Annotated in this window: 9 protein-coding genes; 3 read left to right on the top strand and 6 right to left on the bottom strand. The window is 58.6% G+C overall.

Annotated elements, in window-relative coordinates:
* Nucleotides 1-38 precede the first annotated feature (38 nt).
* Together HNQ92_RS18815 and HNQ92_RS18810 are read left to right on the top strand one after the other, a co-directional pair.
* The gene (locus HNQ92_RS18815) at nt 39-3,590 is read left to right on the top strand and encodes a VCBS repeat-containing protein (RefSeq protein WP_184176090.1); all 3,552 of its coding nucleotides are present in this window, start codon (nt 39-41) and stop codon (nt 3,588-3,590) included.
* A gap of 97 nt (nt 3,591-3,687) precedes the next feature.
* Nucleotides 3,688-6,933, top strand: coding sequence for a cyclic nucleotide-binding domain-containing protein (locus tag HNQ92_RS18810; protein ID WP_184176088.1), 3,246 nt, complete (start codon nt 3,688-3,690; stop codon nt 6,931-6,933).
* On the opposite strand, the gene HNQ92_RS18805 is transcribed toward HNQ92_RS18810, so the two are convergent.
* The 5 genes from HNQ92_RS18805 to HNQ92_RS18785 form a co-directional block, all read right to left on the bottom strand.
* Nucleotides 6,913-7,524, bottom strand: a complete 612-nt coding sequence (locus HNQ92_RS18805; RefSeq protein WP_184176086.1) for an HD domain-containing protein — start codon at nt 7,522-7,524, stop codon at nt 6,913-6,915. The two genes, HNQ92_RS18810 and HNQ92_RS18805, sit on opposite strands and share 21 nt — an antisense overlap.
* Before the next feature lie 96 nt (nt 7,525-7,620).
* Nucleotides 7,621-9,333, bottom strand: a complete 1,713-nt coding sequence (locus tag HNQ92_RS18800; RefSeq protein WP_184176084.1) for a lamin tail domain-containing protein — start codon at nt 9,331-9,333, stop codon at nt 7,621-7,623.
* A gap of 293 nt (nt 9,334-9,626) precedes the next feature.
* Entirely contained in the window at nt 9,627-9,989 is a 363-nt protein-coding gene (locus HNQ92_RS18795) for a cupin domain-containing protein (RefSeq protein WP_184176082.1), read from the bottom strand.
* Nucleotides 9,990-10,037: 48 nt separating this feature from the next.
* Complete coding sequence (locus tag HNQ92_RS18790) at nt 10,038-10,535, bottom strand: hypothetical protein (RefSeq protein ID WP_184176080.1); 498 nt, start codon at nt 10,533-10,535, stop codon at nt 10,038-10,040.
* A 123-nt stretch (nt 10,536-10,658) separates the two neighbouring features.
* Nucleotides 10,659-11,180, bottom strand: a complete 522-nt coding sequence (locus HNQ92_RS18785) for an RNA methyltransferase (RefSeq protein ID WP_184176227.1) — start codon at nt 11,178-11,180, stop codon at nt 10,659-10,661.
* Nucleotides 11,181-11,532: 352 nt separating this feature from the next.
* On the opposite strand from HNQ92_RS18785, the gene HNQ92_RS18780 reads away from it, so the two are divergent.
* Entirely contained in the window at nt 11,533-11,892 is a 360-nt protein-coding gene (locus tag HNQ92_RS18780; RefSeq protein WP_184176078.1) for a hypothetical protein, read from the top strand.
* Between the two features lie 62 nt (nt 11,893-11,954).
* On the opposite strand, the gene HNQ92_RS18775 is transcribed toward HNQ92_RS18780, so the two are convergent.
* Complete coding sequence (locus HNQ92_RS18775; protein WP_184176076.1) at nt 11,955-12,944, bottom strand: nucleoside hydrolase; 990 nt, start codon at nt 12,942-12,944, stop codon at nt 11,955-11,957.
* Between the last annotated feature and the right edge of the window lie 25 nt (nt 12,945-12,969).

Genomic DNA, 12,969 nt, shown 5'->3' with positions numbered 1-12,969 from the left:
TTCGGTTATATTTGCAGAACCTAATGACCTAAGTACTTATGCCCTTCCTTCGCCTACCGCTCTTTCTGCTTGCCACTTTCCTGTTCACCGCCTGTCGGGAGAACACCCTCTTTACCCAGCTTACCCCTTCAGAAACCGGCATCGCCTTCGCCAACCGCATTACCGAAAACGATACGATGAACATCATCGACTTCGAGTATATCTACAACGGCGGGGGCGTGGGCATTGCCGACCTGAACGGGGATGGCCTGCCCGATGTAGTGTTCTCGGGCAACCAAGTCAATAGCCGCGTATACCTAAACCGCGGCACGATGAAGTTTGAAGAAGTAAGCCAGGCCGCGGGGCTGTCCAACCAGGGCCGCTGGTGCTCAGGCGTGAGCCTGGTAGACATCAACGCCGACGGCCGCATGGACATTTACCTGTCCGCTACTACGTTCAAAACCCCTGCCCAACGGGCCAACCTGCTGTTTGTAAACCAGGGCAACGACGCCCAAGGTACCCCTATCTTTAAAGAAATGGCCGCCGAATACGGTGTGGCCGACACGGGCCATTCCATGCACGCCGCTTTTTTTGACTACGACAATGACGGCGACCTGGACCTGTACGTATTGACGGACGTCATCGAGCAGTACCCCAATCTCTACCACGCCAAACTACGTGACGGTAGCTCCGGCACCACCGACCGCCTTTACCGCTGCGACTGGAACGATGCCCTGGGCCACCCGGTGTATACCAATGTATCCAAAGAGGCCGGTATCCAGATCGAAGGCTACGGCCTGGGTATCAACATTACCGACTTTAACCAGGACGGCTTCAAAGATATTTACATTACCAACGACTACCTCTCCAACGATCTGCTGTACATCAACAACGGCGACGGTACTTTCACCGATCGCGCCCAGGCGTACTTCAAACACACCAGCAACTCGGCCATGGGCAACGACGTGGCCGACCTCAACAACGACGGCCTGATGGACGTGGTGGTCCTGGACATGCTGCCGCGCAACAACACACGCAAGAAGAAGCTCATGCCACCCAATAGCTACCAGGCTTACCTCAACAACGACCTCTACGGCTATACCTACGAGTACGCCCGCAACACCATGCAGATCAACATGGGGCCCCGGCCCGGTACCAACGAGCCGGTCTTTGCCGACGTGGGCCTGCTGGCCGACGTCGCCGAGACTGACTGGAGCTGGTCGCCGCTCCTGGCCGACTTCGACCACGACGGCTGGCGCGACCTCATCGTCACCAACGGCTTTCCGAAAGACGTAACGGACCGTGATTTTGCCCAATTTCGGGCCCAGAGCAGCAAGGTAGCCTCCAAAAGCTACATGCTGGAGCAGCTCCCCGTCGTAAAAATCAAGAACTACGCTTTTCGAAATAAAGGCGATCTGACCTTCCAGAATGCCACCGAGCTGTGGGGACTGGGTCAGGAATCGTTTTCCAACGGCGCGGCCTACGCCGACCTGGACGGCGATGGTGACCTGGACCTGGTGATCAATAACATCAACGACTCGGCTTTTGTGTACCGCAACAACCTCGTGGAAAGTAAGCCCGAGAAAGCCAACTACCTGCGGGTGCAGTTTAAAGGTACCCAGCGCAACACGCAGGGACTGGGCGCTACCGTCGAGATTCGTTACGGCAAGGGCATGAAGCAGGTCTACGAGCATTCGCCCTACCGGGGGTACCTGTCGAGCGTGGAGCCGGTAGCCCACTTCGGTTTGGGAAACATCCGGGTGGTGGAACAGCTAACCGTGCGCTGGCCCAACGGCAAGCAGCAAACGCTCAAAAACGTCCCGGTTGACCAGGTACTTACCGTCAATCAGGCGGACGCCACCGAAGACTACACGCCCGCAGCTCCCCAAAGTACCCCTTGGTTTAGCGAGCTGTCGGATTCGCTGGGCGTGCAATGGGTCCATCAGGAACCCGAGTACATTGATTTCAACGGCCAAAAACTACTGCCGCACAAGCTCTCGCAGTACCCCCCCGCCGTGGCGGCGGGCGACGTGAACGGCGACGGGCTCGATGACTTCTTCGTGGGTGGCTCCCGCCAGCACAAGGGGCGCTTTTTTATTCAGCAAAAAAATGGCTCTTTTACCCTCAAAGACCTACTGCCCGGCTCGGACGGCCCCGGCAAGGAATCCGAAGACATGGGCGTGCTGCTGTTTGATGCCGATGGCGACGGCTACAACGACCTCTACATCGCCAGCGGCAGCAACGAGTACCCCGCCGGCCACGCCAGCTACCAGGACCGCCTCTACCTCAACGACGGCCAAGGCAACTTCCGCCCGGCCGAAACGGCCCTGCCCGCCGCGCTGGTAAGTACCTCCTGCGTGCGGGCTGCCGACTTTGATGGGGACGGTGACCTGGATCTTTTCGTGGGTGGGCGCGTGGAGCCCGACCAGTACCCCAAGCCCGTGAACAGCTTTATTTTACGGAATGATTCCGCGCCCGGCCAACCCAAATTTACGGATGTGACCGCCCAGGTAGCGCCGGAGCTTCAGCAGGCCGGGCTCATCTGTGACGTACTCTGGACCGACTACAACAACGACGGCCAGGTGGATTTGCTGCTGGCTGGCGAGTGGATGCCCCTGCGGATACTTCGCAACGAGAAGGGTACTTTTAAAGCCGACCAATCCCTAAATACCTACCTGGCTAGCTACAAAGGCTTCTGGAATAGCCTGGTGGCGGGCGACTTCGACAACGACGGCGACACCGACTACCTGGCCGGGAACCTGGGCCTCAACGCGCTCATGCGGGCCTCCGACCAGTACCCGCTGACCATTCTCGCCAAGGATTTTAACAACGACGGCAGCTACGACGCCATCCCGTTGGTGTACTTCCCCAACGAGGAGGGCAAGCCTACGCAGGTACCTTTCCACGGGCGCGAGGACCTCATTAAGCAGATGATCCCCATGCGAGCGCGTTTTCATACCTACGACGATTTTACCAAAGCTACCTTCGAGAATTTATTCAGTGAGCAGGAACGAAAGGAGGCCCTGCTGCTACAGGCCAACTACCTGGCGTCGGTGTACATCGAAAACAAGGGCAACGGGCAGTTTGAGCTCCGGGCGCTGCCTACGCTCGCGCAGCTGGCCCCCATCAACGGCATGATCGCCGACGACTTCGACGCCGACGGGAACCTGGACGTGCTGCTGGTGGCCAATGACTTCGGCAACGAAACCAGCACGGGCCGCTATGACGCTGCCAACGGCCTGCTTCTCAAAGGCGACGGCCAGGGAAACTTCCAGCCGCTGACGCATCCCACCACCGGCTTCTACGTACCCGGCAACGCCAAGGGACTAGCCCAACTACCCGCCGCCAACGGCCAAAGGCTGGTGGTAGCTACCCAAAACCGGGGCGCGTTGCACATTTTTGGTCAGGCTACCCGCCCGCGCCAGTGGCTACCCGTGCAGCCGCAGGACGCCTACGCGCTGCTCCGCCTCAAAAACGGACGAACCCGCCGCTGCGAGCTCTCCTACGGCACGTCGTTCTTGTCGCAGTCGGTGCGACAGCTAGCCCTCGACGAGCAGGTCGTGTCGGTAGAAATCGTGGATTACAAAGGCAAGAGAAGGAAGGTACTTTGAAACAAAGCGGAAGACAAATACGTGGAGCTTCGATGAATGAGTATCACGCATAAGTCTTATATTGCGGCTCGAATGCGGCGCAAACTCATGGATTGTTTTGAAAACTACCTCCTCCGTAAAGCATAGAGACCGGGACCAGCTTTTCCTTTTTTTTCTGCATAATTTCTTTATCAGCCTGGGTACCATTTTCGTCTACGTGTCGGCGAACGTGATCCTGCTGGAAAACCATCCCGAGTACTCGCTGCCCATTGCCTACGTACTTTCGACGCTGGCGATGATGGGCGTCGGTAAAATTTACGAATACTACGAGCACCACTTTCTGCTCAAAAAACTAAGCGGGCGCGTGTTGGTGGCCGTATTGCTGCTGGTAGTGCTGCTCATAGGGGTACTTGGGGTGAGCCACCTTGCCCAGGCCACCGGAGCCAGCATAGCGGTAGCCGTGGGCATCATGGTAGGGTACCGGGTCATCTACCTGCTCACCAACCTGGAGTTTTGGGGCGTGTCGGCGCTGGTATTTGACGTGCGGCAAAGCAAGCGCGTATTCAGCATCATTGGCTCGGGCGACGTCCCCGCCAAGGCCGTCGGGGCCATTCTGACGGTCCTGATCCACTCCGAAGCCGCGCTGCTGCTGCTGTTGGTGATGGCGCTGGGGGCTTTTTTGCTGGCGCTGTACATCCAGCAACGTACCTTCCGCCGGGCCGACGTCCCCAACCACCACCACGGCCGCATCCGCACCCGCTCCGACGCCCAGTCGCGCGTGGTGGAGCGGCTTTTCGGGGGCAATCCGCTCGTGTTCCAGATGTGCCTGGGCCTGGTAGCCGTGGCCGCCGCCGGTACCTGGATCGAGTACAATTTCTTCGTCAACGTCAAGTACAAGTTTCACGCCCAGCACGACGTCATTACCTTCATAGGGTACTTGCTCGCCATTACCTACTCGGTTTCTACCCTCGTGAAGCTGGCCCTCTCGGGCAAGGTTGTGGAGCGTTTTGGCCTGCGAAACACGCTGCTGCTGCTGCCCGTAGGTACCTTGCTCATCTCCCTGTTGCTGGTGGTGCTGTCGGCCGTAAGCTCCGACGAAGCCTCGCTGCTACTTTACTTCAGCGCGGCCTACCTCTGCTTCGAGGTACTTCGCCGCACGGTTTTTGACCCGGTTTTTTTGGTGATGTTTCAGCCGCTTTCCACCCAGCTTCGGCTCAAAGGCCACACGCTCGCGAAGGGTTTTTACGAGCCCCTGGGCATGGGCATTGCCGGGTTGCTGCTGCTGCTGGCGTACTACGTCCATTCGTCCGAAAACGCGCTTGTTTTTGGACTCACCGCTCTCTTCTCCTTGCTGGGGTACCTTTTTTTGCACAAAGCCTACCGACAGTACCTTTTGGAATTAAAAAATGCGCTGAGTAAGCGGTTCTTGCGCGGCGGCGAGCTGGCGCTGGAAGGCGACGCGCTCGGCATTCTGATCCATAACCTTCGTAGTGAAAAAGCCGAAGAGGTACTTAGCGCGCTGGACTGGCTGGAACGAAACCACCCGGCACCCATTGCCGAGCAAGTACCCCAGCTGCTGATCCATGCGTCGGGCAAGGTACGGCTGCGGGCGCTGGAGGTGATCCAGGCGGCGGCGCTGCCTTACGAACCTCCCACGCTGTACTACCTGGCTACGCACGAAACCGACCCGGCCACGCGCCAGCTGGCGGCGCAGCTCATTTGCCGCTCCAACCAAACCACGCCTGACCTCATTCTCGAATTACTGCATAGCGAAAACCTAAGTACCCTGGAAGGTGCACTGGTGGGTTGCCTACAGACCAACAAAGTACCCACGCTGGTGGAAGAAAAACTCCAGCGCCTCTGCCAATCCGTCCGGGCGGAGGAACAGCTCGTGGCGCTGACGATCATAGAAACCGTGGGGCTCCGGGCCGAGCAAGCCTTTGTGAAAGCTTCGCTGGCGAGCACCGACCCGCGCGTCAAAGCCCGAGCCATTGAAGCCGCCGGAGCTCTGGGCACCCCCGAGCTCCAGGGCGAGCTGATCCGGCTGCTGGCTCACCGCAGCTGGGATAAAAAGGTACTTGCGAGCCTGATCCGGCTCGGCGACCAGGGCTTGTCGCTGCTCCTGGAAGCCACGGATCAGCCGCCCGGCCGCAGCGGGGTTCCGGCTGGGCTGTCCAAGGTTATTTTTTTCTGTGAGCGCTTTCCGAGCGAAAAAAGCCGAAAGGTACTTACCGACCTGGCCCAACGGCCGGACCTGGCCCTGCGCCAGGCAGCCCTGAAGGTACTGGCCGAGCATGGCGAACCGCCCGAAAGTACCTCCACGCTGTTTGAGATCCTGATCCGGGAAGAGCTCACGCACGCGCACCAGCTCCTGCACAGCTACGACCTGGGGGCCGACGAACCCGAAGGCTGGGACGATCAGATTGACTACGAACTACGCCAGGCCACCACGCGGCTGTTTTACCTGCTCATGCTGCAATACGACCAGGAAACCGTGCGCGACGCCCGGCGGGGTACCGAGCACGCCTCGCGGGAGCGGCGCGCCAACGCCCTCGAGATCCTGGATAACATCATTCCGCGGCCCATCTACCGCTGCTTTCACGCCCTGCTGGACGACAGCCCCCTGGCGCGTAAAAGTACCTTGTTCCGGGCCTACCTGGGCGAGAGCCTGCCCGTGCTGCCCGTAGTGCCTTACGTCATCGAGCGGGGCGATGCCTACTTCGGTGCCTGGACGCTGGCGCTGGCGCTGCGCCAGTGGCAACCCACCGAGGCTGACATGCCCCTCGTGCAAAGGTACCTGGCGCATCCGCGGCCGCTCTTCCGGGAGGCCTTGGCCACGGCCCTGGCAGATCATGCTGCTTTTAAGTACCTTGTGCAAGAATCAATTCCCCAAACCGCTACGACCATGCATTCGACCAGCTACCCCGACAGTGTCTCCGAAATGGAACGCGTGCTGGTGCTCAAAAACACGCGCCTCTTTGAAACTACCCCCGAGAACGTCCTGACGGCCATTGCGCCCATCATGAAGGAAGTACCCGGCCGGGAAGGGGAGCTGCTGGTGAAAAAAGGCGACATAGGTACCTTTATGTACATCATTTACGCCGGCGAAGTAGGGATTTATGACGGGACCAAAGAGCTGGCCCGTTTTACGAAGGGGGATATTTTTGGGGAACTGGCCCTGCTGGACGCCGAGCCCCGCTCGGCCAGCGCCGTGGCCGAAACCGACGTGCTGCTTTTCCGCATTGATCAGGACGACTTCTACGACCTCATGGAGGAGCGCAGTGAGGTACTTCGTAACGTGCTACATATCCTGTGCCAGCGCATTCGGCTACAAAATACCAAGCTAAGCGGCGCCGTTGGGTAGCGCGTCGTAGCCCTGCACGATCTGCCGAAGTACCATCAGGTGCTGCTGCTTTTGGTTTTCGCGCCAGCTGTTGGCGGTGGCGGTCCAGTAGCGGTGCGCTTCCAGAAACTGCACCTGAATGCGGTTCCAGGCGGGCTCGTCGGGCACCAGCTGGCGTTCTAATAACTCTCTGAACAAAGTACCCGCAATGGGCTCAAAATCGTCGCGCCCGAGGTAGTCCAGGTCGGCGTCGCAGAGGATACGCCCCAGGGCATCGCTGGGCGTTTGGGGAATTTTCGTGGCCAGGATCATCCGGCAAATGTGCTCGATCTGGTCGGTGGTGTAGCGAAAGCCCGGAAGTACCTCCCGGACGATCCGGCAGCCTTCCTGCTCGTGCCCGGCGTAGACGTGCATAAAGCCCGCGTCGTGGTAAAGCGCCGCCGTATGCAGCAGCAGCAACGATTCTTCGTCCCGAACGCCCTCTTCGGCGGCCAGGCTCAGCGCCGCCCGCACCACGTCCTGCGTGTGCCCCAGGCTATGGTAGTAAAGCGTGGGGGGGAGTTGTTGTTCCAATTGCTGGAGAATGTACTGTTGGGCTCCGAGAAAATCCATGGTTACGGCGTTGTTGTGCGCTAACCTAAGTAAAAGCATTGGACCAGAAAAATTACCCGCTCGTTTTTTCTTTCTTACAGAAAACCTAAAGGTACCTTACCGCCGCACCACCACCACGCGCTTTTTGTACTGCTGCGAAGTACCCCGGGCGTCGTAGGTGTCGATCAACAGTAGGTAGTAGCCCATCCGCACCAGCTCGCCGCGCTCGTCGGTGCCGTCCCAGCGTACTTCGCCTCCGGTACCGATGAGCTGATTCTGCACCAGGTTTTTGATCAGACGGCCGTGCTGGTCGAAGATCCGGATGGTGGCCACGCGGCCCGCCGCGCTGAGCGTGTAGCGCACGTAAGCGTAGTCGTCCATGCCGTCGCCGTCGGGCGTGAAGGCCTCCGGCTCCACCACAAAGCCATCTTCCGCGCCCGGCCGGGTACCTTGCGAATTGGCGTAGCCGGGCGTAGCGTAGCCCACCGTCGAAGCCGCCGAGTGCCAGTTGGTGCGGTCGTGGCTGGGCGCGGCGGGGTCGAGGCGCTCCAGCGAAACCCCGTCGCGGTCGGTCAGGAGGGCGGCGTGGAACGTTTCCTGGTAATCGAAGCGATCAAAAATTCGTTCTTCCGCATCCCGAAGTACCACGCCCCCGGCGGCGTTGGGGTAAGAGGGCAGCGAAGGTACCTCCAGCAGCTGGCGTGGCCGGTCGGTGGGGTACTGCTCCGTTACTAGGGTGGCGTCGGTTGTAAGCGCCAAAAGGCCGTAGGGCGGCAAAAGTACCTCGTCGGCCGTGATGAGCCGGAAGTTAGCGGGCTGGTCGTTTTGGACGTTGCCCAGCGTCCAGCCCCGCAGGCTTAGGTACTTGCCCGTGCGGTTGTAGATTTCCACAAAATCGACGCCGTTGGGGCGGGGATTGAACAAAATCTCGTTGAGCACTACCTCGCCGGGCTCGGCGCGCGAGGGCAGCCCCAGGCTCATCTTCGCCTCCCGCAGGTAGTTGCCCAGGCAGTCGGGTACTTGCCGCACGGTGAGGGTGTAGGTTTGGGCTTCCTGGAGCGGCGCGCTCAGAAGCAGCGTTACGGCCCGGAAGGAGGGCGTCTCGAGCGTTTTTTGCACAATGCTCCGGCCGGTCAGTTCGAAAGTACTGCTCTGCAAGGTACCCAGGCTATCCAGGCGCTCGCTGAAAAGTACCCGGAGGCGGTCCGGAGCCAGTACTTCCACCCGCTCCACCGCGGGCGGGGTGCGGTCGGGGTTGGGGCCGCGCACGGCGTTGGGCTGGCCGGGGGTGCCGCCCCGGCCATCGGTGGAGACGCGCCAGTTGTCCAGCTCGCCGCAGGGATTTTCCACGTCCACCATTTCGAGGGCGTAGCCGCCGTCGCGCTGGCCGACGGGCCACCAGCGGTCGGCGTAGGTGATAGAATAAATGAGCTGTCCGCGGGCGTCGCGCAGGCTCACGGTGGCCCCCGCGTTGGGCAGGGAAACGGAGCTCAGGCCCACTACCCTACCCAGCGGCCGGAATAGCTCCAGTGCCGAGCGGGCGCAGAGGATGCTGTAACTACCCGGCGGCAGTACCGAGTCTGGCAGGGTGACGGTGCGGCTGCCCATGGTGAGGCGCCAGTTGCGCAGCGACACGGGTTGGGTACTTCGGTTGTAAAGCTCCAGGTACTCGGCGTCGGGCAGGCCCACCACGGGCGTGGGGTCAATCATCAGCTCTGTCACCACCACGGCGTTGTAGCCCTGCGCCCAAACCGGAGCACTTCCGCCCAATAGCCCGAGCAAAAGGGCAAGTACCCATCCGTTTTTATCCAGCCGCTGCCGTTGCTTCATGAAGGCTTATTTTTCAAGTAGTAACTTTTTACTAGTTTAAGTACTTATCTAACAGTATTTTACTAGTTTATACAATACCCATAGAGCCAGAAAGTACCCTGCGTTTTCTATACACGGGAGACTACCCCGCGGTCTGCTCAGGCGCTGGCAAAAGATACTTTGGCGTTCTCTGGAAGTACTAACGTGCGCGTTGCGCTTCCTGGTACCTAGCGGCTTTAGGTACCTGCTTAAAAGCAAAAAAGCAGACTTCCTTTCGAAAGTCTGCTTGGTAAATGATGGCCTTAACCTGGTCGTCAGGATGCTTCCCGCCGCACGGTGTCGGGTGAAAAAGCGGGCACGCACAGCGACCAGTACTCGGCGGGCTCGTCGAACGGATTGGCGTAGCGGACGCGGGTACCTCCGGGCACCAGGAAGGTCTGTCCGGCTTCGAGCGTGAGGGTGTCGCCGTCCACCTCGATTTGTTTTTTACCCCGGATCATGATCGTCACTTCGTCAAAAGCGGGCGTCTGAAACGGCTCGCTCCACCGCGGTGGCGCTACCATGTGCGCCACGCTGAACGCTCCCCCGTGGGCCGAAGCCAGACCGAAATGCTCTTCGATCAGCTTGCCGTCGGTGGTAGGTACTACGAAGGGAGTGGTTTGTTTGATGTAAGGCACCGGAGTTGAGAACGGGGTACGGATTATGGTATTTTGCTGGCCTCGGGGCTAAGCTTTATCGGCTCCGGAGGTTTCCGGGGTAGCTGGCGTAGCGCGCGACTTGCGGGTGCGGGAAGCCGCCGCTCCGGGAGCCGCCGCGGCGGGCTTAGCAGCGGGGCGGGAAGTACGGGGTTTGGGGGCCGCAGCGGCGGCTCCGGGAGTAGCGGCGGCCGAAGCAGGGGTACTTTTCAGGTTTGCGGCTACCTCGGCGTTTTTGGCTTTTTTGGCGGCGGTCCGGGCGGCGTTCTTAGCGGCTTTGTCGGCGTTTTTAGTGGCTTTCTTGGCCTCTTTTTTTACCTTTGCCTCGGCGGCTTTCTGCACCTTCTTTGATTTCTTCTCTTTTTCTTTGTTCTCTTTCTCCAAGAGCTTCGCTACCTTTTTGGCCAGCTTAGCGGCGGTTTTCTCAATGGATTTCTTGACTTTTTTAGACTTCACAGACAGCTGGTCCAGTTTGCTTTCCAGTGTACTTGTAATTTCAGCCGTTAATTTTTTTGTCGACGATTTCATACTTTGAAGATTAATGTAAGGTAACTCGTTATGTACCCTACCGCTTGTTGGGAAGGTGGTAGGCCAGTGAGAAATAAATCTACAAATACCTACGTATTTTTTCGGATAAACAAAAATAGCGCGTTATTTTTCTGTTAACTTTTTCCGAACAAACTCCCACAGTACTATGCCCGCTGACACCGATACGTTCAGGGAGTGCTTGGTACCAAACTGCGGAATCTCGACGCATTCGTCTACCTGGGCCATCACTTCGTCGCTGACGCCTTCCACCTCATTTCCAAACACAAAGGCATAAGGTACCTCGGGACGAAGCTCAAACACCGGCAGTAACGTACTGCCCTCGGCCTGCTCCACCGCTACTACCCGGTAGCCCTCCGCCCGCAGGTGCTGCACGGCCTCTAGGGTACTTTCCGCCTTTTCCCAGGCCACCGACCGCTCCGCTCCCAGGGCAGAGCGGGTGATCTCGCGGTGCGGCGGGGATTGTGTGTAGCCACAAAGGTATATTTTTTCGGCCCGGAAGGCGTCGGCGGTCCGAAAAAACGATCCGACGTTATTAAGACTACGGATGTTGTCCAGCACGATCACCAGCGGGAACTTGGTACTTTGCTGAAAACCCTCCACCGAAAGGCGGTTCATTTCTTCCATGCGTAGCTTGCGTAGCGGATTCGTCACGATATCGTATTGGTTGCTCAGGCCAGTAAGTACCCAGAGGCTGGTTTTTACAAAAATTAAAAGCCAAAGGTAGGTAGCTTACGTATTTTTTTAGGTACTTGTACCACTCTTTTAGCGCCTGAGAAGCCGATCCGCCAAGTCGCTGCTGGCTTTAAGGCAAACCACCCTCGTTCTAGATAAAACCATGATCCATACCGCTACGTTTCGCTTTGCTTTATTGACAGGCTGGCTGTTTTTCAGCCTAACCAACGCAAGTGCGCAACGTATGTTGCAAATAAAAAATTACGAGACGGGACGGGTTATAACGGCTAAACCAGGGGACTATATGCAGTTTTATTACGCGGCCATGCCCACGGGCGAGCCCCTTTTTCTTTTTGGCAGACTAAGGTACCTTACCGAGTCGAGTATCGTCCTTAGCAGCGGGGCTGAACTAGCCCTGGATAAAATTACGCACATCGACCGGGTGCCGCTACTGAAGCGGACCTTGTGGACCTCCCTTATCTTGGGAACTGCCACGGGTGTAGCGGCCGTGGCCACCCAAGCCTCCCCAACCACCACCGTTCTTATGATGGCACCCGCCATAAGTCTCAATCTGCACTATGGGGTAAAGTACAACCGGAGGCATCTCAAAAGAAACCAGGTAGGCTATGTGGTTGATGTAACCATTCTACCCGAAAGTCCCTGACCGGTTTTTCCCAGGATCAGGCAAAGTACCTCCGGAGCACTCAGCTACCCTTGCCCGCACGCCTACTTCTTCTTCTTCATCAATTCGATGACGATCTCCTCGAAGCCGGGTAGCGTTTTGTAGGCGTAGTCGCAGGTCCACTTGCTGGGGTAGTCGTAAGACACCTCCAGAAAAGGCTTCGGACCCTTGGGAGCATTGGGTGTGGTGGCGTCGTTTTCCCGCCGGTTGATCTGCACCGGGATGTTCCGGTGGTACTTGAAGTACTCCGGATGAGTAATGTGGCCCAGGGGTGTGGTGTCGTAGGGAATGAAGCCATCGACACCAAAAACCCGCTGCCCCCGCAGCGACCATGGCCGAAACTGCGCGTGCAGCCACCGGTCGCCCTCGGAGCCATCGGCCAGGAAAGCCAGGTCGGTTTGGCCCAGAAAAAGGTAGGCACTGCACTCAAAGCCCGACAGGATGACCTTCACACCCGAGTCAAAAATAACCCGAAAAGCTTCTACGTCTTTTTCAAAATTATAGTCCGATACCGTCATGGTTTCGAGCCCGGGCCGGAAGGCAAATCCGGGCGTACGACCGGCACAAAAAGTGATCTCCTCGATTTGCCCGACGAGCTCGGGGTGATTCTTGATGACGGTCGCTACGTTGGTAGCGGGGCCAATGGCCGCAATGGTGAGCTTCTGCCGCCGGAGTGCTTCGGCCAGCGCGCGGGTCGCGTCGTTTTCTACGCCCACATCCCCGCAGAGGTCGGAGCCTTTGTACAGGGGAATCGTCCGGTCGGGTGCGTACCACTTCAGTAGTTTTTGCCCTACCTCGTAGCCGTAGTCTACGTAGGTAACCAGGCTCACGCCCGTCAGCTCCACCTTGTCCGAAAGCCGCAGGGCCATCAGCAGCGCCACGGCGTCGTCTACCTCGCGGGGCGCGCGCTCGGGAAGCCCCACCATCAGGTCGGTATCCAGCCAGAATTTCCGGGGTACTTGTGCCTGGGTAGCAGAGGCCAGCAGCAGTAAGAGGAAGAGGGTACTTTGAAACCGTCGATGGAAAGAAAGCATTGGTCAATGAATTAAAAGTACATGG

Origin of the sequence: Rhabdobacter roseus, from assembly GCF_014202275.1 — a bacterium.
Taxonomy (GTDB): Bacteria; Bacteroidota; Bacteroidia; order Cytophagales; family Spirosomataceae; genus Rhabdobacter; species Rhabdobacter roseus.
Note: the sequence above shows the minus strand (reverse complement) of the source record. Positions and strands in the feature narration are given on the sequence as shown.

Bases quoted from the DNA above. Each gene is read 5' to 3' on its own strand.
- HNQ92_RS18815 (WP_184176090.1), top strand. From the start codon at position 39: ATGCCCTTCCTTCGCCTACCGCTCTTTCTGCTTGCCACTTTCCTGTTC.
- HNQ92_RS18805 (WP_184176086.1), bottom strand. From the start codon at position 7,524: ATGGATTTTCTCGGAGCCCAACAGTACATTCTCCAGCAATTGGAACAA.
- HNQ92_RS18800 (WP_184176084.1), bottom strand. From the start codon at position 9,333: ATGAAGCAACGGCAGCGGCTGGATAAAAACGGATGGGTACTTGCCCTT.
- HNQ92_RS18790 (WP_184176080.1), bottom strand. From the start codon at position 10,535: ATGAAATCGTCGACAAAAAAATTAACGGCTGAAATTACAAGTACACTG.
- HNQ92_RS18785 (WP_184176227.1), bottom strand. From the start codon at position 11,180: ATGGAAGAAATGAACCGCCTTTCGGTGGAGGGTTTTCAGCAAAGTACC.
- HNQ92_RS18780 (WP_184176078.1), top strand. From the start codon at position 11,533: ATGCAGTTTTATTACGCGGCCATGCCCACGGGCGAGCCCCTTTTTCTT.
- HNQ92_RS18775 (WP_184176076.1), bottom strand. From the start codon at position 12,944: ATGCTTTCTTTCCATCGACGGTTTCAAAGTACCCTCTTCCTCTTACTG.